24 protein-coding genes are annotated in these 25,764 nt (G+C 61.1%); 11 read left to right on the top strand and 13 right to left on the bottom strand.

Going from position 1 to position 25,764, the window contains the following annotated elements; translation table 11 throughout:
• Positions 1-160: 160 nt before the first annotated feature.
• Positions 161-1,063, bottom strand: coding sequence for an Hsp33 family molecular chaperone HslO (hslO, locus tag REH34_RS17015; RefSeq protein WP_226504084.1), 903 nt, complete (start codon positions 1,061-1,063; stop codon positions 161-163).
• A gap of 100 nt (positions 1,064-1,163) precedes the next feature.
• Between hslO and REH34_RS17010 the strand changes: the two genes are divergently transcribed.
• Positions 1,164-1,961: a phosphatase PAP2 family protein gene (locus REH34_RS17010; RefSeq protein WP_311968535.1), complete on the top strand. Its 798-nt coding sequence runs from the start codon at positions 1,164-1,166 to the stop codon at positions 1,959-1,961.
• On the opposite strand, the gene REH34_RS17005 is transcribed toward REH34_RS17010, so the two are convergent.
• On the bottom strand, positions 1,958-2,359 hold the full coding sequence (locus REH34_RS17005; RefSeq protein ID WP_226504082.1) for an RNA-binding S4 domain-containing protein: 402 nt from the start codon (positions 2,357-2,359) through the stop codon (positions 1,958-1,960). The genes REH34_RS17010 and REH34_RS17005 overlap by 4 nt on opposite strands.
• Positions 2,360-2,583: 224 nt before the next feature.
• Between REH34_RS17005 and REH34_RS17000 the strand changes: the two genes are divergently transcribed.
• Together REH34_RS17000 and rimK are read left to right on the top strand one after the other, a co-directional pair.
• Positions 2,584-3,036 (top strand): ATP-dependent zinc protease, encoded by a 453-nt coding sequence (locus tag REH34_RS17000; protein WP_226504451.1) that lies wholly within the window; start codon positions 2,584-2,586, stop codon positions 3,034-3,036.
• Complete coding sequence (gene rimK / locus REH34_RS16995) at positions 3,033-3,938, top strand: 30S ribosomal protein S6--L-glutamate ligase (RefSeq protein ID WP_226504081.1); 906 nt, start codon at positions 3,033-3,035, stop codon at positions 3,936-3,938. The genes REH34_RS17000 and rimK overlap by 4 nt, the downstream gene beginning before the upstream one ends.
• 68 nt (positions 3,939-4,006) lie before the next feature.
• On the opposite strand, the gene gshA is transcribed toward rimK, so the two are convergent.
• The 3 genes from gshA to REH34_RS16980 all read right to left on the bottom strand — a co-directional run bounded on the left by gshA (position 4,007) and on the right by REH34_RS16980 (position 8,479).
• Positions 4,007-5,590, bottom strand: coding sequence for a glutamate--cysteine ligase (gene gshA, locus REH34_RS16990; protein WP_226504080.1), 1,584 nt, complete (start codon positions 5,588-5,590; stop codon positions 4,007-4,009).
• A 184-nt stretch (positions 5,591-5,774) separates the two neighbouring features.
• Positions 5,775-6,158 carry a PaaI family thioesterase gene (locus tag REH34_RS16985; protein WP_226504079.1) on the bottom strand — a complete coding sequence of 128 codons (384 nt, stop codon included), beginning with the start codon at positions 6,156-6,158 and terminating at the stop codon, positions 5,775-5,777.
• Positions 6,158-8,479: a Tex family protein gene (locus tag REH34_RS16980; protein WP_311968534.1), complete on the bottom strand. Its 2,322-nt coding sequence runs from the start codon at positions 8,477-8,479 to the stop codon at positions 6,158-6,160. Before REH34_RS16980 ends, REH34_RS16985 begins: the two co-directional genes overlap by 1 nt.
• Before the next feature lie 241 nt (positions 8,480-8,720).
• Between REH34_RS16980 and ompR the strand changes: the two genes are divergently transcribed.
• Positions 8,721-9,464, top strand: a complete 744-nt coding sequence (gene ompR, locus REH34_RS16975; protein WP_226504077.1) for a two-component system response regulator OmpR — start codon at positions 8,721-8,723, stop codon at positions 9,462-9,464.
• A 128-nt stretch (positions 9,465-9,592) separates the two neighbouring features.
• Complete coding sequence (locus tag REH34_RS16970) at positions 9,593-10,906, top strand: ATP-binding protein (RefSeq protein WP_226504076.1); 1,314 nt, start codon at positions 9,593-9,595, stop codon at positions 10,904-10,906.
• 100 nt (positions 10,907-11,006) lie between these two features.
• Here the strand turns inward: REH34_RS16970 and argA are convergent, their stop codons facing one another.
• Both argA and argE read right to left on the bottom strand, forming a co-directional pair.
• The gene (gene argA, locus REH34_RS16965) at positions 11,007-12,305 is read right to left on the bottom strand and encodes an amino-acid N-acetyltransferase (RefSeq protein ID WP_226504075.1); all 1,299 of its coding nucleotides are present in this window, start codon (positions 12,303-12,305) and stop codon (positions 11,007-11,009) included.
• Between the two features lie 164 nt (positions 12,306-12,469).
• Positions 12,470-13,624 (bottom strand): acetylornithine deacetylase, encoded by a 1,155-nt coding sequence (gene argE / locus REH34_RS16960; RefSeq protein WP_226504074.1) that lies wholly within the window; start codon positions 13,622-13,624, stop codon positions 12,470-12,472.
• 148 nt (positions 13,625-13,772) lie between these two features.
• Here argE and REH34_RS16955 point away from each other — a divergent pair, with 148 nt between their 5' ends.
• Complete coding sequence (locus REH34_RS16955) at positions 13,773-15,140, top strand: CYTH domain-containing protein (RefSeq protein ID WP_311968533.1); 1,368 nt, start codon at positions 13,773-13,775, stop codon at positions 15,138-15,140.
• Positions 15,141-15,179: 39 nt separating this feature from the next.
• On the opposite strand, the gene REH34_RS16950 is transcribed toward REH34_RS16955, so the two are convergent.
• On the bottom strand, positions 15,180-15,656 hold the full coding sequence (locus REH34_RS16950; RefSeq protein ID WP_311968532.1) for an Lrp/AsnC family transcriptional regulator: 477 nt from the start codon (positions 15,654-15,656) through the stop codon (positions 15,180-15,182).
• A gap of 125 nt (positions 15,657-15,781) precedes the next feature.
• Here REH34_RS16950 and REH34_RS16945 point away from each other — a divergent pair, with 125 nt between their 5' ends.
• From REH34_RS16945 to REH34_RS16925, 5 genes are all read left to right on the top strand, one after another.
• Positions 15,782-16,132 (top strand): hypothetical protein, encoded by a 351-nt coding sequence (locus REH34_RS16945; protein ID WP_311968531.1) that lies wholly within the window; start codon positions 15,782-15,784, stop codon positions 16,130-16,132.
• 106 nt (positions 16,133-16,238) lie between these two features.
• Positions 16,239-18,014: a GspE/PulE family protein gene (locus tag REH34_RS16940; RefSeq protein WP_311968530.1), complete on the top strand. Its 1,776-nt coding sequence runs from the start codon at positions 16,239-16,241 to the stop codon at positions 18,012-18,014.
• A gap of 112 nt (positions 18,015-18,126) precedes the next feature.
• Positions 18,127-19,047 (top strand): SPFH domain-containing protein, encoded by a 921-nt coding sequence (locus REH34_RS16935; protein ID WP_226504069.1) that lies wholly within the window; start codon positions 18,127-18,129, stop codon positions 19,045-19,047.
• Positions 19,048-19,056: 9 nt separating this feature from the next.
• The gene (locus REH34_RS16930; protein WP_311968529.1) at positions 19,057-19,503 is read left to right on the top strand and encodes an NfeD family protein; all 447 of its coding nucleotides are present in this window, start codon (positions 19,057-19,059) and stop codon (positions 19,501-19,503) included.
• Positions 19,504-19,575: 72 nt separating this feature from the next.
• Positions 19,576-19,896 (top strand): DUF2388 domain-containing protein, encoded by a 321-nt coding sequence (locus tag REH34_RS16925; RefSeq protein WP_311968528.1) that lies wholly within the window; start codon positions 19,576-19,578, stop codon positions 19,894-19,896.
• A gap of 121 nt (positions 19,897-20,017) precedes the next feature.
• Here the strand turns inward: REH34_RS16925 and gcvH are convergent, their stop codons facing one another.
• The 5 genes from gcvH to REH34_RS16900 all read right to left on the bottom strand — a co-directional run bounded on the left by gcvH (position 20,018) and on the right by REH34_RS16900 (position 25,734).
• Positions 20,018-20,401, bottom strand: a complete 384-nt coding sequence (gcvH, locus tag REH34_RS16920) for a glycine cleavage system protein GcvH (protein WP_311968527.1) — start codon at positions 20,399-20,401, stop codon at positions 20,018-20,020.
• Between the two features lie 43 nt (positions 20,402-20,444).
• Entirely contained in the window at positions 20,445-21,527 is a 1,083-nt protein-coding gene (gene gcvT, locus REH34_RS16915) for a glycine cleavage system aminomethyltransferase GcvT (protein WP_226504065.1), read from the bottom strand.
• Positions 21,528-21,699: 172 nt separating this feature from the next.
• Positions 21,700-23,307: an iron ABC transporter permease gene (locus REH34_RS16910; protein WP_311968526.1), complete on the bottom strand. Its 1,608-nt coding sequence runs from the start codon at positions 23,305-23,307 to the stop codon at positions 21,700-21,702.
• 115 nt (positions 23,308-23,422) lie between these two features.
• Positions 23,423-24,421, bottom strand: coding sequence for an extracellular solute-binding protein (locus REH34_RS16905; RefSeq protein ID WP_311968525.1), 999 nt, complete (start codon positions 24,419-24,421; stop codon positions 23,423-23,425).
• 92 nt (positions 24,422-24,513) lie between these two features.
• On the bottom strand, positions 24,514-25,734 hold the full coding sequence (locus REH34_RS16900) for a 2-octaprenyl-3-methyl-6-methoxy-1,4-benzoquinol hydroxylase (protein WP_311968524.1): 1,221 nt from the start codon (positions 25,732-25,734) through the stop codon (positions 24,514-24,516).
• Between the last annotated feature and the right edge of the window lie 30 nt (positions 25,735-25,764).

The raw sequence follows: 25,764 nt of genomic DNA, 5'->3' as shown, positions 1-25,764 counted from the left end.
GCGGCCGAGTGCTCCAAACGTTTTGTAGTAATAATACAAACCTACTACAGCGAAAAAAGTGGCCGGATTATGCCAGAAACATTAGGAAAAAGTAGACCCCTCCTGTCTGGATGGCACTATTCCGACGTTCCTGACCTTCAGTTAGCGGTGCTAAAACCTTTCAGTGACGGGTCTCTGACGGCGAATCGACGCTTCCGTCCAGAAACAACTGCGTGACATCTGCAGAATCGAACAGATAACGCTCGTTGCAGAACTGGCAATCGATCTCGATGGTGCCACCATGTTCGACCAACACGAGCTGCGCATCCTCTTCTCCCAGACTGATCAACGCGCGCGCCGAACGTTCCCGGGAGCAGCTGCAGCGAAATTGCAGCGGCTGGATATCGAACAGACGCAGTTCTTCCTCATGGTAGAGGCGATGCAGAACGGTCTCGTTGTCGAGACCGAGCATCTCCTCGGCCGTCAAGGTGTGGGCCTTGGCGGTGACGTTATGCCAGTTGTCTGCGCGGTCTTCGTCGTCCTTGATCTTGTCGATGGGCAACTGCTGCAACAGCAGGCCCCGGGCACGATGGGTGTCGGCCTTGAGGATGAACTTCGTACCCAATTGCTCCGACAACGCGAAGTAATTAGTGAAGGATTCCGACAAGTCCGCACCGCCCAACTCGACGATGCCCTGATAACGCTGGCCATTGGTAGGGTCAATGGTCATCGCCAGTGTGCCTTCCGGCATCAGTTCCGGCAAGCCGGCGCCGGGTCTAACCTGCTCCGCTTCATAACGCGCCAGGCCGCGGATCTCTCGCTCGCTGGAACATTCGATCATCAGCAGAGGAATCGGCCCGCTGGAGCGGGCCTGGAGGATCAGCAAGCCATCGAATTTCAGGGTGCCGACCAGCAAAGCTGCCGCCGCCATGAATTCGCCGAGCAACTGGGCGACGGGTTCCGGGTACGGATGTTTGGCCAGAACCTCGGCATAACTGCGTTCCAGAGAAACCAGCTCACCGCGGACATCGCTGTCGTCGAAGATGAAACGCTGTGTGAAATCGGTATCGAGCAATTCGGACATAGGTCTGGGTATCTGATATTTATGACAAAATGTATAGTCAGCAAAACAATTTCTGTTACATGCGCTCCGCGCCTGCGAGCTCTGCCATTCGAGGTATTTTATGAACAAACCCGCTCTGTTCCAAGCAAGATGGAACATCAGAGCTCTGGTGACGTGCAACGTCGCCGCGTTGATCCTGCTGGGCCTGTGGCTGTTGCCCGTCGGCAATCAGTTGTTCACGGCGTTCGATGTCGGCCTGTTTCATATGCTCAATCAGCCTTTGGCTACTAATACCGTCTGGCGTTCGATCTGGGCCGTGGGCAGCATGCGGCCGTTCGACATCGTGGTCGGGCTGATCCTTCTGACCCTGTTGATCCGTGGTGACTATGTCTTCGAACGGAGCCAGGTGCGTCAGGCGGCCTTGGGCATTATCGCCATGATGGTAGCGCTGCTGGTCATTCGCGCGCTGTTTTCAGAGGTATGCGACCATCTGGGGTGGCAGCACAGCAGTCCGTCGCTGGTCCTCCCTGAAGCGGTACGTTTGGGGGATCTGTATCCGAACATCGACAAACATCTCGAGCTCAAGGATCAATCCAACCAGAGCTTCCCGGGTGATCATGCCTCGGTACTGTTGATCTGGGCCATGTTCATGACCCTGTTCGCTCGCCGTGGCACCCAGGTGGTGGTGATCTGGGGCCTGGTGGTGCTATTCAGCCTGCCACGCCTGGTGGCTGGCGCGCATTGGGGCCAGGACGATTACATCGGTGGCGTGCTGATGGCATTGCTGGCGCTGGGCTGGGCCTTCTATACGCCGTATCTCGCCAAAGCTACCGCCTTGCTGAGTACTCTCAGCAATCCGGTATTCAAGCTGCTCAATCACATTCCGATACTGCGCCGCCTCAGCGTGGTCAGCGGCTAGTCGCGGCTGCCGAACAACTGATGGAGTTGCCGACGCTGCTTCTTGCTCGGCCGCCCATCGGTTTCGACGCCCAGGCCGCCCGCCTTGCGCATCGCCGCCGCTTGTTCGCGCTTCGCAATACTCTGCTCGGTCTCAGCATAAAGCAACTGCGCCTCGGGGGCACCCCGCCGCACATCGGACAATGCCTTGACCACCACCGTGCGCTCATCAAATCCGGTACGCACAGCGATCTCGTCGCCTACATGCGGCTCCTTGCCCGGCTTGCAACGCTCGCCACGGCAATGCACCTTGCCACTTTCAATCGCGGCCTTGGCCAGCGAGCGGGTCTTGTAGAAACGTGCGGCCCATAGCCACTTGTCCAGACGGATCCTTTCTTCCTCGGCCTGTTTCTGCGCCACGACTTCACCTCGATCTGAAACATGCTGGAACTCTACTACCCTACACGGCGGATGCAAGTGGCAGGCGTTCCGTTTAGAGTGCGCCGAGCAGACTACGCTCGGTTGAATTGATCTGCCCAAGGCCGGTCTCAACTACCTCGGGCTCTGATTTATGCAGCAACCTGTTCCTGACACTTTCTGCGGTTGATCCCTTGAAGACATTTGACCATCTGACTGTGATCGGCCTGCGCGAGTGGGTGGCCCTGCCCGAACTGGGCGTGGCCGGCCTGCGCGCCAAGATCGACACCGGTGCCAGCACCTCGAGCCTGCACGCGACGGAGATCGAAACCTTCGAGCGTCAGGGTGAAACATGGGTGCGTTTCAATGCGCACCTGGGCACCGTGGTGCAATTGCGCCACCGCCGCTGCGAGGCGCCTCTGGTGGCGATGAAGACCATCAAGAGCTCCAATGGCCACGCGCAGACGCGCTACGTCATCAAGACCACCCTCGCCCTGGGCGACCGGGTGTGGGACGTCGAATTCACCCTGGCCTGTCGCAAGGCCATGCGTTATCGCTTGCTGCTCGGCTCCAAAGCCCTGGTACAAGGCCAATTGGTGGTCAACCCGGGCGTGACTTACGTTCAAGACAAGCCGACCTTTCCGGCTTCTACTACTACCCCTGCCAATGGTGTTGCATGAAGATCGCTGTGCTTTCGCGAAATCCGCGTCTGTATTCCACTCGTCGTCTGGTTGAAGCGGGAATCGAACGCGGCCATGAGATGGTGGTGGTCGACACCCTGCGCGCCTATATGAACATCGCCAGCCACAAGCCGCAGATCCACTATCGCGGCAAACCGCTGGAAGATTTCGACGCAGTGATTCCGCGCATTGGCGCCTCGGTGACCTTCTATGGCTGCGCCGTGCTGCGCCAGTTCGAGATGATGGGCGTCTATCCCCTCAACGAATCGGTGGCCATCGCCCGCTCGCGGGACAAGCTGCGTTCGCTGCAATTGCTGTCGCGCCGGGGTATCGGCCTGCCGGTTACAGGGTTTGCCCACTCGCCCGATGACATCCCCGACCTGATCCAGATGGTCAACGGCGCGCCGCTGGTGATCAAGGTTCTGGAGGGTACCCAAGGCATCGGCGTGGTGCTGTGCGAGACCACCAAGGCCGCAGAGTCGGTGATCGAGGCCTTCATGGGCCTCAAGCAGAACATCATGGTGCAGGAATACATCAAGGAGGCCGGTGGCGCCGACATCCGCTGCTTTGTGGTCGGCGACAAGGTCCTGGCCTCGATGAAGCGCCAGGCCAAGCCGGGGGAGTTCCGCTCCAACCTGCATCGCGGCGGCACAGCCAGCCTGATCAAGATCACCCCCGAAGAGCGCATGACCGCCATTCGTGCGGCCAAGGTCATGGGCTTGGGCGTCGCCGGGGTCGATATCCTGCGCTCCAATCATGGCCCGCTGGTGATGGAGGTCAATTCGTCGCCAGGGCTCGAAGGCATCGAAACGACCACCGGCAAGAACGTCGCCTGCATGATCATCGAGCACATCGAGAAGAATGCCGAACCTGGGCTGACGCGGACCAAGGGCAAGGGTTGAACGACGCGTCGTTGATACTGACGCCTTCGCGGACAGAGCCCGCGAAGGCGTGAGCAATAACCGCAGGCTTACTGACTGATCGCCAGAATACTCGCTTGATAAGAAGCGACGAACAGGTCGAAATCCCCCACTTCGGTCTGTTCCAGCTCCGCCTGGCGCGCGATGGATTCGCGCGCAGTAGTCTCGAACGCGGCCTGTTCTTCGATGCTCAAAGGATTGCCCCGCAGCGTATCGGCGTGGGCATTGCTCTGGCGTAGCGAGAACTGCGCGAAGCTTTCATTGTGCTCAGCCATGCTCGCCAGCACTTTGGCCGACGGCGTCAGTGACGGATCGGCTACCTTGGCTGTCTGAGCGGCCAACGCCTGGACGTGGGCATCGCCACCATGGCTGCGATCGAGCAATTCGGCCAGTGGCTGGATGCGCTCCAGCAACTCGTCCGCCCACTCCTTGAGCCCGATCGGCGCACCGTCGCGCTGCAGTTGAAGGCCCGGCCGGCGGCCATCCTTGACCACCGTGAGGAAGTTGTTGGTGCAATTACCACATTCCAGCGTGGCGAACTGGGGGCTTTCTTCCAGTGCACAGAACAGCAGGAATGCGTCGAGGAATCGAGCCTCAGTCAGATCCACACCGGTCGGCAGGAACGGGTTGATGTCCAGGCAGCGCACTTCCACGTACTGCACACCGCGGGCCTGCAAGGCCTGGATCGGCCGTTCGCCGGTATAGGTCACGCGCTTGGGGCGGATATTGGAGTAGTACTCGTTTTCGATCTGCAGGATGTTGGTATTGAGCTGTACCCACTCGCCATCCTTGTGTGTGCCCACTTCGACATACGGCGCATAAGGCGTAGCCACGGCCAGGCGCAGGCTGTCGGTATAGCTGGCCAAATCGTTGTAGCAAGGCGTCAGCCCCGCCTGGGCGTTGCTTTGATAACCCAGGTCACTCATGCGCAGGCTGGTCGCATAGGGCAGGTAAAGCGTCTCGGCATCCAGCTGCTCCAGCTGATGCGCACGGCCGCGCAAAAAGCCTGCATCGAGTACCGGCGAGGCGCCGAACAGATACATCAGCAGCCAGCTGTAGCGGCGGAAGTTGCGGATCAGGGCAATATAGGCCGCCGACTGGAAGTCGCGATCACTGCCCGGCACGCCCTCTGCGTTCTTGAGCAGAGGCCATAGCGCATCGGGCACCGAGAAGTTGTAATGAATACCGGCGATGCACTGCATGGTACGGCCATAGCGCAGAGCCAGGCCCTGACGGTAGACATACTTGAGCTGACCAATGTTGGACGTGCCGTAGTACGCGATCGGAATATCCTGCTCGGCCGGCAACGCACAAGGCATCGACGGGCTCCACAGCAGCTCGTTACCCAGCTTGCTGTAAGCGAAGCGGTGAATTTTTTCCAGACTTTGCAGGGTCTGAGCCGGGTCGGCCAACGCCGGAGTGATGAACTCCAGCAGCGACTCCGAATAATCCGTGGTGATTTGCTCGTGGGTCAGCGCCGCGCCCATTCCTTCAGGGTGAGGCGTCTGAGCCAGGCGGCCATCGGCCGTCACGCGCAGGCATTCACGCTCGATACCGTGCAGGCACTGCTGCAGCAGAGGAAGATTGGCAGGCGCCCCAAGCAGTTCCAGGCGGCGTTTGAGAAAGTCGCTCAAGTTGAATTCCTTCACGGTCAGTCGCCCCAATATGGGGGTGGACATAACGGTCTACAAGGGTGAAGAAAGTTACCGGCGTTGTCGCCTGGTTTCGATCTCGTCGCCAGTTATGACTAGCGGCTCCTAGGTGTAATTCCGACAATGTCAGCGCAGCGTCGAAATTACCCCAGATGCGCGAAACGAGCTAGAGAGCGGCGAAGGTTGCTTGCGCCTTCGCCATCAATTTGTCGCCCTGAAGCACTTCGGCGTCGACCACAAGAGTGCGGCGCCCACCATGGATGACCTTGGCCGTGCACACCACCTCGCCATCCGCTACAGCGCGAATGTAGTTGATCTTGCATTCCAGGGTCACGCTCTGCTTGTCAAAACCATGGGAGGTCGAACACGCCAGGCCCATGGCAACATCAACCAGGCTGAACATCGCCCCGCCATGGAGCTTGCCCAAGCGGTTGCGCAACTCGGGCTCCAGGGTCATCGCCACTTGCGCGACCCCCTCGCCCAAGTGCAGCACCCTGCAGCCAAGGAGCTGGCTGTAGGCGCTCTGGGTGAACTCTTCAGGCAGATCCATCAGCGCTTCTTCAGTTGTTTGGCGTTGGCGAACAGGGAAGCCATAGCGTTATTGGCGGGGGCCGCTGCCGGCTCCTTGGCCCGTGCCGGCGTGCTCTGCTGGCGCGGCGACGAGCCCGGACGGCTGCCACGGGCGCCATCGATCTTCTCGCCCGGCGTGTCGCTCATGCGCATCGACAAGCCCACGCGTTTGCGCGGAATGTCCACTTCCATGACCTTGACCTTGACCACGTCCCCAGCCTTGACCGCTTCGCGCGGGTCCTTGACGAACTTCTCCGACAACGCAGAGATGTGCACCAGGCCGTCCTGATGCACGCCGATGTCGACAAAGGCACCGAAGTTGGTGACGTTGGTCACCACGCCTTCGAGGATCATCCCCAGTTGCAGGTCCTTGAGGTCCTCGACGCCATCCTGGAAGGCTGCGGTCTTGAACTCGGGACGCGGGTCGCGGCCGGGCTTGTCCAGTTCCTGAAGGATGTCGGTGACCGTCGGCAGGCCGAAGGTCTCGTCGGTATATTTTTTCGGGTCCAGGCGCTTGAGGAAGCTGCTGTCGCCGATCAGCGAGCGGATGTCGCGGTCGGTTTCAGCGGCGATACGCTGCACCAACGGGTAGGCCTCAGGGTGCACGGCGGAAGCGTCGAGGGGGTTGTCGCCGTTCATGACCCGCAGGAAGCCGGCTGCCTGTTCGAAGGTCTTCTCGCCCAGGCGGCTGACTTTCTTCAGTGCTGCACGGGTCTTGAACGCGCCGTTGGCATCACGATGGCTGACGATATTCTGCGCCAGCGTGGTGTTGAGGCCGGAAATCCGCGCCAACAGGGCTACGGAAGCGGTGTTGACGTCGACACCCACGGCGTTGACGCAGTCTTCGACCACGGCGTCCAGGCCGCGGGCCAGCTTGAGTTGCGACACGTCGTGCTGGTATTGGCCCACACCGATGGATTTCGGATCGATCTTCACCAGTTCCGCCAGCGGATCCTGCAGACGACGGGCGATGGACACCGCGCCACGGATGGAGACGTCCAGATCCGGGAATTCCTTGGCGGCCAGTTCCGAAGCCGAGTACACCGACGCACCCGCCTCTGAGACCATCACCTTGGTCATGCCCATGGCTGGATACTTTTTGATCAGCTCGGCGGCGAGCTTGTCGGTCTCGCGGCTCGCGGTACCGTTACCGATGGCGATCAGGTCCACGGAGTGCTTGGCGCAGAGCGCGGCCAGCACCGAGAGGGTCTGGTCCCACTTGTTGTGCGGCACGTGGGGGTAGACGGTCGCGAAATCGAGCATCTTGCCGGTGGCGTCCACCACGGCCACCTTGCAACCGGTGCGCAGCCCAGGGTCGAGACCCAGGGTGGCGCGCGGCCCGGCAGGGGCAGCCAGCAGCAGGTCGTGCAGGTTGTGGGCGAACACATTGATCGCTTCGGTCTCGGCGCCGTCGCGCAACTCGCCCAGCAAGTCGGTTTCCAGGTGGGTATACAGCTTGACCTTCCAGGTCCAGCGCACCACTTCACCCAGCCATTTATCGGCTGGGCGATTCTGATTCTTGATATTGAAGTGCTCGCCGATCATCCCCTCGCACGGATGCATGGTCCCGGGCAACTCTTCGCCGACCTTGAGCGCGGAGCTGAGAATACCTTCGTTACGGCCACGGAAGATCGCCAGGGCGCGGTGCGACGGCATGCTCTTGAGCGGTTCGTCGTGCTCGAAGTAATCGCGAAACTTGGCGCCTTCCTCTTCCTTGCCGGCCACCACGCGGGCGCTGAGAACCGACTCCTGCTTGAGGAAACCACGCAGCTTGTCGAGCAGGCGGGCGTCTTCGGCGAAGCGCTCCATGAGGATGTATTTGGCGCCCTCCAGCGCAGCCTTGGTATCGGCGACGCCCTTCTCGGCGTTGACGAAACCCGCAGCCGTGGCTTCAGGGTCGCGTTGCGGATCGTTGAACAGGCCGTCGGCAAGCTCGCCGAGGCCCGCTTCAAGAGCAATCTGGCCCTTGGTGCGACGTTTCTGCTTATAGGGAAGGTAAAGGTCTTCAAGACGGGTCTTGGTATCGGCCAGCTTGATGTCGCGGGCGAGCTCCGGGGTCAGCTTGCCTTGCTCCTCGATGCTGGCGAGGATGCTGATACGCCGTTCGTCGAGTTCGCGCAGGTAGCGCAGGCGCTCTTCAAGATGACGCAATTGCGTGTCATCGAGGCTGCCGGTGACTTCTTTGCGATAGCGGGCGATGAACGGCACGGTAGAACCTTCATCGAGTAGCGCCACGGCCGCTTCGACCTGTTGAGGGCGGACGCCGAGTTCTTCGGCAATGCGGCTGTTGATACTGTCCATTAGACCACCTGACCTATTGTTAATGCAGAGCCCCGCTTTTAGCGGGCGAACCATCCTCGCCAGGCCTCGAAGCCTGACGCTAGCGGCCGGCATTATAACCACCCATAAGGCCTTGGGGGGATTGCCGGTTTACCTGCAAGATATGTCAGGATGGTGGATCAGGAAAAATCTGCTAACAATGCACTCGGCACAGTGGCTTGCAGCTAAGCCATAATGGCCGCCGAGATCATAGGAGCTATTCATGAGCAGCACTGTCCTCCCTGTTGAAGGCGACAAAATCCTCATCGTCGATGACGATCCAGGCCTGAGCAGCCTTCTGGAGCGTTTTTTCACCAACAAGGGTTATCGCGCGCGCGCCGTGCCCAATGCCGAGCAGATGGACCGTTTGCTGACCCGTGAAGTCTTCAACCTGGTCGTGCTCGATCTGATGCTGCCCGGCGAAGATGGCCTGTCCGCCTGCCGACGCCTGCGGGCCGCCAAGAACCAGATTCCGATCATCATGCTGACCGCCAAAGGCGACGAGCTGAGCCGCATCAAGGGCCTGGAGCTGGGTGCCGACGATTACCTGGCCAAGCCATTCAACCCGGATGAACTGATGGCACGGGTCAAAGCGGTGCTCCGCCGCCAGTCCGCCCCAGTCCCGGGCGCGCCCGGCAGCGAGGACGAGTCCGTCACTTTCGGTGATTACGAACTGTCCCTGGCCACTCGTGAACTGCGTCGCGGCGATGAATTGCACATGCTGACCACCGGCGAGTTTGCTGTACTCAAGGCACTGGTAATGCATGCACGCGAACCCCTGACCCGCGACAAACTGATGAATCTGGCACGCGGTCGTGAATGGGATGCGCTGGAGCGCTCCATCGACGTGCAGATCTCGCGGCTGCGCCGAATGATCGAACCGGACCCTTCCAAGCCGCGGTATATCCAGACGGTCTGGGGCGTGGGGTATGTCTTCGTACCGGACGGCGGCAAAAGCAAGGCGTAAAGCCTGACCTGTAGAAGCGGGCCGCCCTGCAACCCCAACCCCCAGACGGGGGTTTTGCGTTGTGGGCGGCCCGCTGTCCGCATTGTTGCGAGCCCGTCTCGCGCCTGCAAAGTTATGTGCTCAAGCCTATGAAAACCCCGTTGTGGTTCCCCCAGAGTTTCTTCTCGCGCACGCTCTGGCTGGTGCTGATCGTCGTGCTGTTCTCCAAGGCACTGACGCTCGTCTACCTGCTGATGAACGAGGATGTGCTGGTCGACCGTCAGTACAGTCACGGTGTGGCCCTGACCTTGCGCGCGTACTGGGCGGCCGACGAGTCCAATCGCGATCAGATCGCCGAAGCGGCGGGCCTGATCCGGGTCGTGGGCGGCGGAGTGCCCGAAGGCGAACAACACTGGCCCTACAGCGAAATCTACCAGCGCCAGATGCAGGCCGAACTGGGCAACGATACCGAAGTGCGACTGCGCGTGCATGCTCCGCCCGCGCTCTGGGTGCAGGCCCCGAGCCTGGGCCCAGGCTGGTTGAAGGTACCCTTGTATCCTCACCCCTTGCGCGGCCAGAAAATCTGGAGCGTGCTGGGCTGGTTCCTGGCGATCGGACTGCTGTCGACGGCATCGGCCTGGATCTTCGTGCGCCAGCTCAATCAACCGCTCAAGCGCCTGGTGTTCGCTGCCAGACAACTGGGCCAGGGCCGCAGCGTCCGCTTGCCGATCAGCGATACGCCGAGCGAAATGGCCGAGGTATACCGCTCGTTCAACCAGATGGCCGAGGATGTCGAACAAGCGGCCCGGGAGCGCGAACTGATGCTGGCCGGCGTGTCCCACGACCTGCGAACACCCTTGACTCGCCTGCGGCTTTCCCTTGAATTGATGAGCGGCGACAGCGATCTGAGCGAAGACATGGTCCGTGACATCGAAGACATGGACGCCATCCTCGACCAGTTCCTGGCGTTTATCCGGGATGGCCGCGACGAGACGATCGAGGAGGTAGACCTGTGCGACCTCATTCGCCATACCGTCGCCCAATTCAATCAGCCCGAAGAGCGGGTGCGGCTGTGCCTCGAAACGATCCCGCCCTTCCCGCTGCGAAGAATTTCGATCAAGCGCCTGCTGAACAATCTGATCGGCAATGCGCTTCATCATGCGGGCAGCGGCGTCGAAGTCGCCGCCTACGTGGCCGAGGACTCAAGCGCGCCGTATGTCGTGCTCAGCGTTCTGGACCGTGGCACCGGCATCGACCCAGCGGAACTCGAAGGTATTTTCAATCCATTCACGCGCGGCGATCTGGCCCGCAGCGGCAAAGGCACGGGCCTGGGCCTGGCCATCGTCAAGCGCATCGTGCTGATGCACGGCGGCAACGTGGAGCTACGTAACCGGTCAGGCGGCGGCCTCGAAGCGCGGGTGGTGTTGCCACTGAATCTGATGCTGCCGCGTGATGCGGTTTGACGTCTCCCAGTGCCAACCGATCCGGAGTCGTACACCAGTGGGAGCAAGGGCGCGCGTCGGGCAGCGAAGAGGCCAGTGGCAACGACGCCACTGCAGAGCCTTACAACGCCTTCTCGAAGATCTTCGAATTACGCTGATAGTTGTACAGCGACGCCCGGGCAGCAGGCAGACGCTCGACACCACTAGGAATAAAACCACGCTCGCGGAACCAGTGCGCCGTGCGGGTGGTGAGGACGAACAGGGTATTGATCCCAAGCGCTTTGGCACGCACCTCGATGCGCTCCAACAGTTCATCGCCACGCCCACCATGGCGGTACTCAGGATTGACCGCCAGGCAAGCAAGCTCCGCAGCCTGAGAGTCCGCAATCGGGTACAGCGCCGCACAGGCGATGATCATCCCCTCGCGCTCGACCACGCTGAATTGGGTGATTTCCCGCTCCAGTACCTCGCGTGAGCGGCGTACCAGAATCCCCTGTTCTTCCAGTGGGCTGATCAGTTCGATCAATCCGCCCACGTCCTCGATATTGGCCTCGCGGACCTTCTCGAACTGCTCCTGCGCCACCAGCGTACCGCCACCATCGCGCGTGAACAGCTCGGTCAGCAAGGCGCCATTTTCGGCATAGCTGACGATGTGGCTGCGGGCCACGCCGCCCTTGCAAGCCTCGGCGGCCGCATCCAGCAGCTCGCCTTGATAGTCGCTGCCCAGACGCAACAGGTGCGCCGGCACCTGTGCCGGGCCCAGCTCCCGCACCAGCTTGCCGTGTTCGTCGAGCAAGCCGGGTTCGGCGCCGAACAGCAACAGCTTGTCGGCACCCAGGTCGATAGCCGCCCGCGTCGCGACGTCTTCACAGGCGATGTTGAAAATTTCTCCGGTGGGCGAGTAGCCCAGCGGCGACAGCAATACGATCGAGCGCTCATCGAGCAACTTGTTGATACCCTTGCGATCGACCCTGCGTACCAGCCCGGTATGGTGATAATCCACCCCCTCGACCACGCCGATCGGCCGCGCGGTGACCAGATTGCCGCCCGCCACGCGCAGGCGTGAACCCTGCATCGGCGACGAGGCCATGTCCATCGACAGGCGCGCTTCGATGGCGATACGCAAATACCCGACAGCATCGATAACACAATCCAGCGTGGCCGCGTCAGTGATGCGCAGCCCGTGGTGGTAGTGCGGGGTGATACCCCTTGCGGCCAGGCGCTCTTCGATCTGCGGGCGCGAGCCGTGCACCAGCACCAGGCGCACCCCCAGGCTGTGCAACAAGACCAGGTCGTGAACGATATTACCGAAGTTGGGGTGGTCGACCCCGTCCCCCGGCAGCATCACCACAAAGGTGCAGTCCCGGTGGGCATTGATATAGGGCGAGGCGTGACGAAGCCAGTTAACGTACTCGGGCATGCTGAAATGAGCCTGTAAAAAATTGGACGAAACGTGAAAACGCAACTTGGGTGTTGTGGGTTATCGTCGAAACAGGCTTGGCAACACGCGCATGCTCCTTTCAGATACGGTCAACAGGGCTATCACTTTAGGGGCGGCCTCTGGAGTGGCAGATCGCTCGATCACTACTCAGAGACCGAGGCCAGACAATAATGTTCTACCAATTGTTGCAATAGACGCACGGTCGGCTGCAAACGTGACATTTCCAGATACTCGCCCGGCTGATGCGCACAGGCTATATCCCCAGGGCCCAATACCAGCGTTTCACAACCCAGACGCTGAAAGTACGGGGCTTCGGTCCCAAAGGCCACTGCGGCTGCGGTGTGCCCGGTGAGGCGCTCGGCAACCCGTACCAGCTCGGCATCGGCCAGTTGTTCGAACGGCGGTACTTCCGGAAACAGCGGTTTATAGTCGATCTTGACCTGATGCTGCTCGGCCAACGGTACCAGCTTCTGGCGGATCGCCGCCCGCAACACCTCAGGGTCCATACCCGGCAGCGGCCGCAGATCGAATTCAAGCGAGCATTGCCCGCAGATGCGATTGGGGTTGTCACCGCCGTGAATGCAACCGAAGTTGAGGGTCGGTTGCGGCACGCTGAATTGCGGATTGCGATATTCACGCTGCCATTGCTGGCGCAAGCCCTTGAGCTCGGAGATAGCCTCGTGCATGGCCTCGAGCGCGCTGTGGCCCAGGCTCGGATCAGAAGAATGGCCACTCTGGCCAAGGATATCGATGCGCTCCATCATCACGCCCTTGTGCAGGCGAATCGGCTTGAGCCCGGTCGGCTCGCCGATCACTGCTGCACGCCCTAGCGGACGCCCGGCTTCGGCCAAGGCACGCGCACCGGACATCGAGCTCTCTTCATCGCACGTGGCGAGAATCAGCAGCGGCTGCTTGAAGGGTTGATCGAGCAGCGGCTTTACTGCCTCGATCGCCAGCGCGAAAAACCCTTTCATGTCACAGCTGCCCAGGCCGACCCAGCGCCCGTCCACCTCAGTGAGCTTGAGCGGATCGGTCTGCCACAGTTTTTCGTCGAAGGGTACGGTGTCGCTGTGGCCGGCCAGCACCAGCCCGCCTGGGCCGCTGCCGTAAGTGGCCAGCAGATTGAACTTGCCGGGAGAGACCTGCTGGATATCGCAGGCGAAGCCCAGGTCCCCCAACCAGCCGGCCAGCAGATCGATCACCGGGCGGTTGGACAGATCGAGGTTCGGCTGCGTACAGCTCACCGATGGCACCGCGATCAGGGCGGCAAACTGGTCTTTCATGGACGGCAAAGGCATGCGCATTCTCCCAGGGCGAAGCCCATCATAGAGCCATCTGACGTCGAGAATAAACCGTCAGCGCAACACTCCTGTACACTGCTCGGCCATAGCAGCTCCTTTATTTAGCGTCTGCGCGGCATTACGCCAGCGCCTGGATTTTCCCGCCATGCAAAAAGAAACCGAAATCAAACTGCGCGTCAGCCGCGAAACTCTCATCGCCTTGCGCGAGCACCCGCTGCTGAAAAAGCGCAACAAAAGTGGCTGGGAACGCCGCGAACTGTTCAACCAGTACTTCGATACACCCGAGCGTGACCTTGCCGGGGCCAAGGTTGCCCTGCGCCTGCGCCGTGACGGCGACGAGTTCATCCAGACCCTCAAGACCCGCGGCCAAAGCGTTGCCGGGCTGTCGGAGCGTAACGAATACGACTGGAAACTGGCCAAGGCCAAGCTGGACCTGAAAAAACTCGATGACGAATGCTGGCCGGCGCAGCTGGCCGAGCTGGACAAAAAAACCATCAAGCCGGTATTCACCACCGATTTCGTCCGCGAGCGCGCTGAAATCGCCTGGGGCCGAGGCAAGAGCAAAGTCGTGATCGAGGCCGCCCTGGATCTGGGCAAGGTCATCGTCGGCAAGCAGTCGGAAGAAATCTGCGAACTGGAACTGGAACTGCGCGAGGGCGAGCCCGCCGCCCTGCTGGAATTGGCCGCCGAGCTGGCCGCGACCCTGCCGCTGATGCCCTGCGACATCAGCAAGGCTGAGCGTGGATATCGTCTGTTCGATGCCAACAGCTATGCCTTGAGCCTGCCCGCGCCAGAGCTGAGCGCCGAAACTTCGCTGGACGACGCCTTTACCGGCCTCGCTTGGCACCTATTGGCGAGCAGCCAGCGCCTGGCCGAGCAATACCGTTTCAACGGCCATTGGCGCCTGCTGCAGGATTGGGTCACGCAATTGATCGAACTGCGTGCATTGCTGGGCAGCCTCGGCCAGGCGGCGCCGCGCGCCACCTCCAGCGAACTGCGCAGCGCCCTTGACCTGCTGCTCGAAGACTGGCGCCCATTGGTGGAAGCCGGCCAGGAAGACGAAGACGTGCGCCGCGCCGCGCCCGAGCAGTTCGCCGAAGAGCTGCAAGACCCACGCTGGGGCCTGTTCTCGCTGAACACCTCGCGCTGGCTGCTAGCATGCGCCTGGACCGTCGAGCGCAACAATCGCGGCAATCGCCAAGGCGCCGCGCAACTGGCCAACTGGCTGGCGCATTTCATTGCCGAAGAAGGCGCTGCCTTGCAACTGCAGCGCTACCAGCAACAGCCCGAGGACCTGGCCGAACAGCTGCCGCGTATCGAGCGCATTCAGGCCTGGATGCACCATGCGCGTGGCGTGCTGGACGTGCCTGAGCTGGATCGCCTGTACGGCGACCTGAACAAGTTGCAGGCGCTGGCCACCCAGCAAATCAGCGACGAAGTCCTCGACGCCCGCGTCCACCAGGCCCTGGCCGTGTCCCAGACTCGGGCCTGGAAACAACTGGTCCGCAAATAAAGTCAGCACCGGTGTAGCGAAGGAGGGCTTGCCCCCTCGCTACACAGGGCGCAGCACCGGCAGACTCGTGGTGGACTTGATCTCTGACAAGGCCACTGTCGAGTTGACCTCCTGAATCCCCGGCACCATCGACAGTTTCTCGAAAAAGAACCGCTCGTAGGCTTCAATGTCCGGAGTCACGATCCGTAACAGAAAATCCACCGCCCCCATCAGCACATAACACTCCAGCACCTCCGGGAAGCCGCGAATCGCTTCGGTGAACTCGGTAAAATTGGAGCGCCCGTGAGCGTTGAGTTTCACCTCCGCGAAAATCTGCGTGTTGAGGCCGATCTTCTTGCGATCAAGCAAGGTCACCTGGGCGCGAATCACGCCCTCCTCCTTCATTCGTTGAATCCGCCGCCAGCAGGGCGACTGAGAAAGCCCGACCTGTTCTGCGATCTGAGCGCTGGACAGCGAAGCATCTTCCTGCAGCAGCGCGAGAATCTTGCGGTCGTAGTTATCCAGCTCGCTTTGCATAGAAATATCTCGTTAAGCACTTAGTGAGCATGATCAATTCAAAATAGCGGAAAAACTCGAAATAATCGCTAAGAAATATCTCGATACTCATGGAACAATGGCCCGACTGAATCAGGAGCCGGCCCATGACCACATTGCACGCCATGAACGATCCCTGCCCGCGCCCGGATGTCTGGGCGGCGGGCAACCCGACCACTGCAGTGCGCTTTCGCCTGGTGGCCGAGGCACAGGCGGATTTGCCCTGTCGATTGCTCAACCTGTTTGCCATGCAATACCTCATTGCCCAACGCATCGAAATGGTCCGCGATGACGATCTCCTGCATATCGAACTGGAACTGCACGACGTGACTTGGCATCGCGCGGAAGTGATAGCGCAAAAAATGCGCAATCTTGTCGAAGTGTGTTCAGTCGAGCTCGAACCGGCTGGAGCATTGAAAGCTGTCGGTGGCGCAAGTCATAACGCGGCACAGGCCTGACATCTGCGGCAACGATTGCCGCGATTGATCATGGCACGCTGTTTTTGCTCTTCTGGCTGTCCAGACGTGGCGCAGGACGCCCCACGGCACTGCCCGGGAGGGCGCAGTGAGCCAGACCACCACCGATCGCCCGCTGGGGCTTGGAGACTTGCTGGACGAGCTGATCGCCCAGGGTTTCATCCTTGCCGACACCCGCGAGCCGTTGCTCAAAGCGTATCAGTCGGCCCATCACCGTGATCGCCACCCACTGGAGTTCATGGCCGGGCAACAGATCGCCGATCTCAGCCACCCGGGCCATTGCCTGGAAATTGAACAGCTGACCATATGGCTGGCTCAGCAAGCCGGGCTGCCTTATCTGCGTATCGATCCACTTAAAATCGATGTCGCCGCCGTCACGCCGGTGATGTCCCATGCCTTTGCCCATCGCCATGGGATACTCGCCGTGGAAGCCGATGCCGGCACCATTACCGTGGCCAGCGCGCAGCCCTATGTAACGTCCTGGCTCCAGGACCTCAGTCATGCGTTGCAAAAGCCGATCCGCCGGGTACTGGCCAATCCGCTCGACATCCAGCGCTACACGCTGGAGTTCTACCGGCTGGCAAAATCGGTCAGTGGTGCCAGTCACGTCGATCAAACCGACAAGACGCCGGGCAATTTCGAACAACTGCTCAAGCTCGGCGCCAGTGATCGTGAACCCGACGCCAACGATTCGCACATCATCGACATCGTCGACTGGCTGTTCCATTACGCCTTCGAACAGCGCGCCAGCGATATCCACATCGAACCGCGCCGCGAGCACGGCAGCGTACGCTTTCGCATCGATGGCATGCTGCACAACGTCTACCAGTTCCCGCCCCAGGTGATCATGGCCATCGTCAGCCGCCTGAAAAGCCTGGGGCGCATGAACGTCGCAGAAAAACGCAAACCTCAGGACGGCAGGGTCAAGACGCAGTCGCCCGGCGGCAGTGACGTGGAACTGCGCCTGGCGACGCTGCCGACAGCCTTTGGCGAAAAGATGGTGTTGCGAATATTCGATCCCGAGGTGCTGCTCAGGGACTACGACGCGCTGGGCCTGAGCGGTGACGACTTGAGCCGCTGGCAAGGCATGACCGGGCAGACCAACGGCATCATTCTGGTGACCGGTCCGACAGGCTCGGGCAAGACCAGCACGCTTTACACCACGCTCAAGAAGCTCGCCACCCCCGAAGTCAACCTGTGCACCATCGAAGACCCTATCGAAATGGTCGAGCCGGCGTTCAACCAGATGCAGGTCCAGGCAAATATCGACCTCACCTTCGCCAGCGGCGTGCGAGCACTCATGCGCCAGGACCCGGACATCATCATGGTGGGTGAGATCCGCGACCTGGAAACCGCTGAAATGGCCATACAAGCGGCGCTCACCGGACACCTGGTGCTCTCGACCCTGCATACCAACGATGCGCCGAGCGCGATCAGCCGGCTGCTTGAACTGGGTGTCGCCCATTATCTGATCAAGGCCACGGTGCTGGGGGTCATGGCGCAGCGCCTGGTGCGCACGCTGTGCAACCACTGCAAAGCGCCGTATACGCTCGCGGCCAGCGATTGGCACGAGCTGACCCGCCCCTGGCAAGCCCCGGTGCCCAGCGGTGCACAACGGGCGATAGGCTGCGCGGAATGCCGCGAGACCGGCTATCGCGGCCGTGCCGGGGTGTACGAAATAATGCTCCTGAGCGACAGCCTCAAGCACCACATCCAGCTCGATACCGACCTCGCTGCCCTCAAGCGCCAGGCCTACCTTGAAGGCATGCGCAGCCTGCGCGTGTCTGGCGCGCAGAAGGTTGCGAACGGCCAGACCACAGTCGAGGAAGTGCTGCGCACGACGCCCCACAGCGGCGTGAAGTAGTCAGGCATGGCCGGCGCCATGGGTAATCACTTGCTGACACAAACTACCGCTAGATCACTGCCCCAACAGCGCTCACAATCATTGATTCAGCAATCTTGAACAGGGATTCGTCATGCAAATCGGTAGCGTGCTACTGCTCTTCGTCGGCCTGGTCGTGGCCATCATCTTCATGGGTTTCAAGGTCGTGCCGCAGGGCTACCAGTGGACGGTGGAGCGCTTCGGCCGCTATACCAACACCCTGAAGCCCGGCCTCAACATCATCGTGCCGGTGATGGACCGCATCGGTCGCAAGATCAACGTCATGGAAAGCGTGCTCGACATTCCGCCACAGGAAGTCATCACCGCCGACAACGCCACGGTGCAGATCGACGCCGTGTGCTTCTTTCAGGTGGTCAACACCGCCCAGGCTGCCTACGAGGTCAACAACCTCGAGCATGCCATTCGCAACTTGCTGCAGACCAATATCCGTACCGTACTCGGCTCCATGGAGCTGGACGCCATGCTCAGCCAGCGTGATGGCATCAACGAAAAACTGTTGCGTACCGTGGACGAAGCAACCGCCCCCTGGGGCATCAAGATTACCCGTATCGAGATCAAGGACATCAGCCCTCCCGCCGACCTCATGGCGGCCATGAGCGGGCAGATGAAAGCCGAGCGGGTCAAGCGCGCACAGATTCTCGAGGCCGAGGGCCTGCGCGCCGCTGCCATACTGACCGCAGAGGGCAAGAAGCAGGCGCAGATTCTGGAAGCCGAGGGTGAACGCCAGGCGGCGTTCCTGGAGTCCGAAGCACGGGAGCGACAGGCAGAGGCGGAAGCTCGCGCGACGCAGGTAGTGTCAGAAGCGATCGCGAGCGGCAACGTGCAAGCCATCAACTATTTCGTGGCGCAGAAATACGTCGATGCACTGGGCAAACTGGCTTCGGCGAACAACAGCAAGGTCATCCTCATGCCTCTCGAAGCCAGCTCGATCATCGGCTCGGTGGGCGGCATCGGAGAAATCATCAAGGCAACGTTCGACAACAAGAAAGTCTGAGGCCTGAAGATGCTGGACTTCGTGCAACATCTGTCGTTCTGGGACTGGCTGGCACTGGGTACGGTGCTGCTGATCCTCGAAGTGTTCGGTGCCGGTGGCTACCTGTTATGGCTGGGCATTGCAGCCGCAGCGGTTGGCGTCATTACCTTTGCCGTGCCTGCACTGACCTGGGCCATGCAGCTACCGCTGTTCGCGGCGCTCTCTTTGTTGACTGCGGTCTACTGGTGGCGCAGGCAACGCAGTGTGGCGCGCCCCAGCGATCAGCCAGGGCTGAACATGCGCGGTCAGGAGCTCGTCGGGCGAACCCTGCTCGTCACCGACGCCATTGTCGATGGCCGGGGCAAGGTCAAAGTCGGTGACGGCGTATGGCTGGCACGCGGGCCAGACGCCGCGGTCGGATCACGGGTCCAGGTCACCGGATTGGACGGCACCGTATTGCTGGTAGTACCTGAATAAAGCGCCACGGGGAACTTGATGCCTGGTGCCCCTATCCAACGATCAGGAATAATAAAACTGGAGTATTCCGTCATGCGTCTCAAGATCGCCGCTGTCACGCTCGCCCTGCTTTCCCTGCCTGTCGGCTCAGCCATGGCTGACGGCTTTCTGCGTCAGGTGCTGTCGTCCGGCGCCACCACGGGCTCGACCTACCTGACGTTCAAGGATCACAAAATGATCATTGCCGCTCAGGACGACGCAGGCAGCTTCGTTGCCAGCGACGGCAACATCCGTGGCCCTTATCTGGAGGCTGCCATGGCCAAGGTTCGCGCCGAGAATCCAAACTTGAAGGCTTCGGACATGGATCTGGCCAATGCTATCCTGGCCAAGAATGCGGTTGTAGATAACAACTGAATCACTGATTGCTTGCAGTAAAACTATTGTGGGAGCGGGCTCTGCCCGCGAAGAGTTCCGCAGCGCTGCCGAACCCTTCGCGGACAGAGCCCGCTCCCACAACTGTCAGTACTTACACTGCTTACTCGCCGATTGCAGCCCTGTACCCGGCCGCATCGAGCAGCTTGTCCAAATCACCTGCATTGGCCGGCTTGAGCTTGAAGATCCAAGCCCCGTAAGGATCGCTGTTCAGCAGCTCTGGCGAACCCTGGAGCTCGTCGTTGACGGCAATGACTTCGCCTGCAACAGGCGCATAGATGTCCGACGCCGCTTTCACCGACTCAACCACGCCCGCCTGATCGGCAGCAGCGAAGGTTTTGCCGATCTCGGTCAGTTCAACAAATACCACGTCACCCAAAGCTTCCTGGGCATGGTCGGAAATACCGACGGTCACTGTGCCATCAGCTTCCAGACGCGCCCACTCGTGGCTCTCGGCGAAACGCAGTTCGGCTGGGATATCGCTCATAGTGTTGTCCTCAACAGGGTCAGCGGTAGGCCGCCAAAAAATATCAGATCAGGGTTTTGCCGTGACGTACGAACGTCGGCCTTACGACGCGCACCGGGTACCATTTGCCGCGGATTTCGACTTCAGCACGATCAGCGGTAGCCATCGGCACACGCGCCAAAGCAATCGACTTGCTAAGCGTAGGAGAGAAACTACCACTGGTGATCTCCCCTTCGCCAATCTTGCTGATGCGTACCACCTGATGAGCGCGCAACACACCACGTTCTTCAAGCACCAGGCCGACCAGCTTGCGCTCGATACCGGTACTGCGCTCAGCTTCGAGGGCTGCACGACCAATAAAGTCACGCTCGGCCGAGTCCCAGCATACCGACCAGGCCATATTGGATGCCAAGGGCGAATTGACCTCGTCCATGTCCTGGCCGTACAGATTCATACCGGCTTCCAGGCGCAAGGTATCACGGGCACCCAGACCGATGGGAGGGATGCCAGCGCCGACCAGATCGTTGAACAGCCCCGGCGCCTGTGTGGCGGGCAGGATAATTTCGACACCGTCTTCACCGGTATAGCCGGTACGGGCGATGTACCAGTCGCCTTCGGCTGCACCTTCGAATGGCTTGAGCGACTGCACACGCTGCGCCCGTGCTTGATCCAGCACCTCGACCAGACGCTGCCGGGCCTTGGGACCCTGAATGGCGAGCATGGCCAGGTCGGCGCACTCGCGTACTTGGACGTCATAGCCAACGGCTTGCGCGTGCATCCAGGCTAGGTCCTTGTCTCGGGTGGCGGCATTGACCACCAGACGATAACCTTGCTCGGTCAGGTAGACGATCATGTCGTCGATGATGCCACCCTCAGGCTCCAGCATGGCACTGTAGAGCGCACTCCCTATGGACTGCAGACGCTCGACATCATTAGCCAGCAAGCGCCGCAGCCATGTCTTGGCCTGAGGCCCGGTCACGTCGATGACAGTCATGTGCGAGACGTCGAATACACCGCAGTCGCGACGCACCTGATGATGTTCCTCAACCTGGGAACCGTAGTGCAGCGGCATATCCCAGCCGCCAAAATCCACCAGCTTGGCACCCAGTGCGAGGTGCAGATCAAACAGTGGTGTACGCTGTCCCATGGGTGTCTCCTTCCGGGCGTGGCGAAGGTGCGGCCCTCGCTTCAGGCTCAATGAAATGTCCGAGCCAAAAACCATATGAAACAAAGAGATAACCGTCACCCGCAACCCCTGTCGCGAGTGAGCGGTCCGCACCGAATGCCGCGCATTGTAGCTGCAAGGGACGACACTGGCACTAGCAGCTTCGACCAGCGCCGTGCGCCGAACGTCGTATCAGGCCGATGACCGGCAGCAACCCTACCGCCACGAGGGTCAACGCCGGCAACGAGGCGCGCGCCCACTCGCCTTCGCTGGTCATCTCGAAAATCCGCACAGCCAGCGTGTCCCAGCCAAAGGGACGCATCAGCAAGGTGGCAGGCATTTCCTTGAGCACATCGACGAATACCAGCAAGGCGGCGCTCAGCAGGCCCGGCACCAGCAGCGGTAGATACACCTTCAGCAGCACCGTCCGCTTGTCGGCCCCCAGGCTCTGCGCCGCTTCCGGCAACGAAGGGCGAATTCGCGCCAGGCTGCTTTCCAGCGGCCCGTAGGCGACCGCCATGAAACGCACCAGATACGCCAGCAGCAGCGCGGCGAGACTGCCGAGCAGCAATGGTCGTCCGGCCCCCCCCAACGCGCTGGATGCGGGCACCACCAGCACCCGATCCAGGTAGCTGAACCCGAGCATGATAGACACCGCCAGCACCGACCCCGGTAATGCGTAGCCGAGGTTGGCCAAACTGACCCCCGCTCGTATTCCCGACGTTGGAGAAAAACGTCGAGCAAAAGCCAGCATCGAGGCAATCACCACGGTGATCAACGCTGCCATCGCACCGAGATATAAAGTGTGCAGGATCAACGCGGCATAACGTTCGTCCAGATCGAAGCGCCCACGCTGCCAGCACCACACCAGCAATTGCAGTACCGGTATTACAAAGGCACAGGCGAACACCAGTGAACACCAGGCGGTGGCTGCCACAGCCTTCAAGCCGCGCAGATGATAGAGCGCCCCCAATCGCGGACGCTCGCTGGCGGCGTGATGGGCGCCTCGGGCACGGCGTTCGCCATAGAGCACCAGCATCACGGCCAGTAACAGCAGGCTCGCCAGTTGGGTGGCGCTTGAGAGGCTGAAGAATCCGTACCAGGTCTTGTAGATGGCCGTGGTGAAGGTATCGAAATTGAATACCGACACCGCGCCGAAATCGGCCAGGGTTTCCATCAGCGCCAGCGCGACCCCGGCACCGATCGCCGGCCGCGCCATGGGTAACGCGACCCGCCAGAACGCCTGCCAGGGCGATTGCCCGAGCACACGCGCCGCTTCCATCAGGCCCTTGCCTTGAGCAAGGAAGGCCGTACGCGCAAGCAGGTAGACATAGGGATAGAACACCAGCACCAAGACGCTGATCACTCCTCCCGTGGAACGCACCCGCGGCAGCCGCAGACCCACACCGAACCACTCGCGCAGCAGGCTTTGCAGCGGCCCGGCGAAGTCCAGCAAGCCGACGAAGACGAACGCCAGCACGTAAGCGGGGATTGCAAACGGCAGCATCAGCGCCCAGTCGAGCCAGCGCCGGCCTGGGAACTCGCAGAGGCTGGTCAGCCACGCAAGACTGACCCCGAGCACCGTGACACCAATGCCGACACCCAACATCAGAACCAGCGTATTACCCAGTAGCCGTGGCATCTGGGTGTCCCACAGATGCCCCCAGATCTGCACATCGATTGATTGCCACGACAGCAGCAACACGCTCAGGGGCAGCAGCACCAACGCAGCGACGGCGAACACCGGCAGATGCCAGCGCATCAACACGCAGATCCTTTCGGCAAGGGAGCTTGCCCCCGAAAAAAATTACCGGCCCAGAGGTGCGCCAGACACACCGATTCGAGGGCAAACCTCCTTGCTACTGGTAACGGCAGGATCAATTCCAGCCCACCCGATCCATCAGGCGAATCGCCTCGGCCTGGCGTTTGCCTGCCACTTCCACCGGTAGCGTGTCGGCTTTGAACGCGCCCCAACTGGCCACCTCCGCAGACGGCGCGACGCTCGGATTGGCTGGAAACTCCTGATTGGTATCCGCGAAAATACGCTGCGCATCGGCTCCAGTCATCCACTCCACCAACGCCTTGGCGGCTGCCGGATGCGGTGCATGTCGGGTCAGGCCGATACCTGACAAGTTGACGTGCACGCCACGATCATCCTGATTGGGCCAGAACAGCTTGACCGGCAATGCAGGGTCCTGCTTGTGCATACGCCCGTAGTAGTAAGTGTTGACGATACCTACGTCGCACTGCCCGGCAGCGATGGCCTGGAGCACGGCAATGTCGTCGGAAAAAACATCGGTGGACAGGTTGTTGACCCAGCCCTTGAGGATCCGCTCGGTCTGCTCGCTGCCGTGAGTTTCAATCAAGGTGGCGGTCAACGACTGGTTGTAGACCTTCTTGGCGGTGCGCAGGCACAAACGCCCTTCCCACTCTTTGTCCGCCAGGGCTTCATAGGTGGAAAGCTCCGCCGGCTTTACCCGAGCGGTTGCGTATGCAATGGTCCGCGCGCGCAGGCTCAAGCCCGTCCAGGCGTGGCCGGACGAGCGATATTGTGCGGGGATATTGGCATCGATGATCGGCGACTCGATGGGCTGCAAAATGCCCATCTGCTCGGCTTGCCAGAGGTTGCCGGCATCGACTGTGAGCAGCAGATCGGCGGTGGCATTGCTGCCCTCGGCCTTGATGCGCTGCATCAGCGGGGCTTCCTTGTCGGTGATGAACTTGACCTTGACGCCGGTCTGCGCGGTATAGGCGTCGAACACCGGTTTGATCAGTTCGTCGATGCGTGACGAATACACCACCACTTCGTCCGCCGCCACAGCGTGACTGCCGAACAGGGTCAATGCCAGCGCGGCCAGGAATCGCTTGCACGCCATGGGAAGTGCCTCAGCTTGAAAATGAGGCGAAATGGTAGTGAATCCCATTTAGCATCACAATCAAACTCTCGGCCGTGCAGTTACCAGATGTTTCAGGGACGCGCCAACGCCGGCAGGTCGCCGCTCAACCCCAGCGCCTGTCGCACGAACAGCGCCTTGGCCTGGGCGCTCTGGTCGACCAGTTTGAGGCCCGTGTTGCGCAACCAGCGCAACGGCAGCCGATCAGCCTGGAACAACCGCTCGAAGCCTTCCATCGCTGCCATCAGCGCCAGATTGTGCGGCATGCGCCGACGCTCATAACGGCTCAGCACGCGCATGTCGGCCAAGCGCTCACCCCGCTGCACCGCGGCCAGCAGCTCTTCCGCCAGCACCGCAGCGTCGAGAAATCCCAGGTTGACGCCCTGCCCGGCCAGCGGGTGAATGGTGTGTGCGGCATCGCCGATCAAGGCCAGGCCATTGTCGACATAGCGCTTGGCGTGGCGCTGGCGCAACGGTACGCACAGGCGCGGATCTGCCGCCAGCACGGTGCCCAGGCAACCCTCGAAGGCCCGCTCCAGCGCGCGGCAAAAGGCATCATCGTTCAACGCCATCATCCGCTCGGCTTCCACCGGGGTGATCGACCAGACGATCGAACACCAGTGTTCATCACCGCGCTGCAACGGCAGGAAGGCCAGCGGGCCGTCATCGGTGAAGCGCTGCCAGGCGGTATTGGCGTGGGGCTTGTCGCAGCGCACGCTGGTGACGATGGCGTGGTGCAGATAATCCCACTCGCGAGTTTCACAACCGGCAAGGCGCCGCACAGCCGAGTGCGCGCCATCGGCGGCGATCACCAGCGGCGAGCGCAACTGGCGACCATCGGCCAGGGTCAACAGCCAGTCATCCCCGGAGTGGCGCAACTGTTCAAGACGCGCATTGGCCAGCAAGCCGATGTCGCTGTCATGCAGGCATTCGAGCAGGGCATCCTGAACCACGCGGTTTTCGACGATATGCCCCAGATGCTCGGCGTGGACGCTGGACGCCGAGAAGTGCACCAGCCCCGTGCCGCTGCCGTCCCAGACATGCATGTCGGTGTAGGGACTGGCGCGCCGTTGCCGGACGCCCTCCCACGCGCCAACACGCTCGAGGATGCGTTGACTGGCGACCGACAGCGCACTGACCCGCGGTTCAAAGGGCCCATCGACGGCAAACGGCTTGACCGTCAGCGGCCCGCCATCGAGCAGAAGAATCTCCAGACCGCTGTTCTGCAGGGCCAAGGCGAGGGCACTGCCCACCATGCCGGCTCCGACTATCAGCACATCCGCGCGCGTTTCCATGGGGTCAAGCCTGTTTGACGGGCGACCGCA

The sequence above is a fragment of the Pseudomonas baltica genome, from assembly GCF_031880315.1.
In the GTDB taxonomy this organism is placed as follows: domain Bacteria; phylum Pseudomonadota; class Gammaproteobacteria; order Pseudomonadales; family Pseudomonadaceae; genus Aquipseudomonas.
The sequence above is the reverse complement of the archived record's forward strand: the minus strand, read 5'-3'. Positions and strand labels throughout refer to the sequence as shown.

Excerpts from the sequence above, each read along its gene's own strand:
- REH34_RS16945 (WP_311968531.1), top strand. The coding sequence starts at position 15,782 with ATGACCACATTGCACGCCATGAACGATCCCTGCCCGCGCCCGGATGTC.
- REH34_RS16935 (WP_226504069.1), top strand. The coding sequence starts at position 18,127 with ATGCAAATCGGTAGCGTGCTACTGCTCTTCGTCGGCCTGGTCGTGGCC.
- REH34_RS16955 (WP_311968533.1), top strand. The coding sequence starts at position 13,773 with ATGCAAAAAGAAACCGAAATCAAACTGCGCGTCAGCCGCGAAACTCTC.
- hslO (WP_226504084.1), bottom strand. The coding sequence starts at position 1,063 with ATGTCCGAATTGCTCGATACCGATTTCACACAGCGTTTCATCTTCGAC.
- gcvH (WP_311968527.1), bottom strand. The coding sequence starts at position 20,401 with ATGAGCGATATCCCAGCCGAACTGCGTTTCGCCGAGAGCCACGAGTGG.
- gcvT (WP_226504065.1), bottom strand. The coding sequence starts at position 21,527 with ATGGGACAGCGTACACCACTGTTTGATCTGCACCTCGCACTGGGTGCC.
- REH34_RS17010 (WP_311968535.1), top strand. The coding sequence starts at position 1,164 with ATGAACAAACCCGCTCTGTTCCAAGCAAGATGGAACATCAGAGCTCTG.
- argE (WP_226504074.1), bottom strand. The coding sequence starts at position 13,624 with ATGCCTTTGCCGTCCATGAAAGACCAGTTTGCCGCCCTGATCGCGGTG.
- REH34_RS16930 (WP_311968529.1), top strand. The coding sequence starts at position 19,057 with ATGCTGGACTTCGTGCAACATCTGTCGTTCTGGGACTGGCTGGCACTG.
- REH34_RS16980 (WP_311968534.1), bottom strand. The coding sequence starts at position 8,479 with ATGGACAGTATCAACAGCCGCATTGCCGAAGAACTCGGCGTCCGCCCT.
- REH34_RS16900 (WP_311968524.1), bottom strand. The coding sequence starts at position 25,734 with ATGGAAACGCGCGCGGATGTGCTGATAGTCGGAGCCGGCATGGTGGGC.
- REH34_RS16950 (WP_311968532.1), bottom strand. The coding sequence starts at position 15,656 with ATGCAAAGCGAGCTGGATAACTACGACCGCAAGATTCTCGCGCTGCTG.
- ompR (WP_226504077.1), top strand. The coding sequence starts at position 8,721 with ATGAGCAGCACTGTCCTCCCTGTTGAAGGCGACAAAATCCTCATCGTC.
- REH34_RS16985 (WP_226504079.1), bottom strand. The coding sequence starts at position 6,158 with ATGGATCTGCCTGAAGAGTTCACCCAGAGCGCCTACAGCCAGCTCCTT.
- argA (WP_226504075.1), bottom strand. The coding sequence starts at position 12,305 with ATGCCCGAGTACGTTAACTGGCTTCGTCACGCCTCGCCCTATATCAAT.
- REH34_RS16910 (WP_311968526.1), bottom strand. The coding sequence starts at position 23,307 with ATGCGCTGGCATCTGCCGGTGTTCGCCGTCGCTGCGTTGGTGCTGCTG.
- REH34_RS16905 (WP_311968525.1), bottom strand. The coding sequence starts at position 24,421 with ATGGCGTGCAAGCGATTCCTGGCCGCGCTGGCATTGACCCTGTTCGGC.
- REH34_RS16925 (WP_311968528.1), top strand. The coding sequence starts at position 19,576 with ATGCGTCTCAAGATCGCCGCTGTCACGCTCGCCCTGCTTTCCCTGCCT.
- REH34_RS16970 (WP_226504076.1), top strand. The coding sequence starts at position 9,593 with ATGAAAACCCCGTTGTGGTTCCCCCAGAGTTTCTTCTCGCGCACGCTC.
- rimK (WP_226504081.1), top strand. The coding sequence starts at position 3,033 with ATGAAGATCGCTGTGCTTTCGCGAAATCCGCGTCTGTATTCCACTCGT.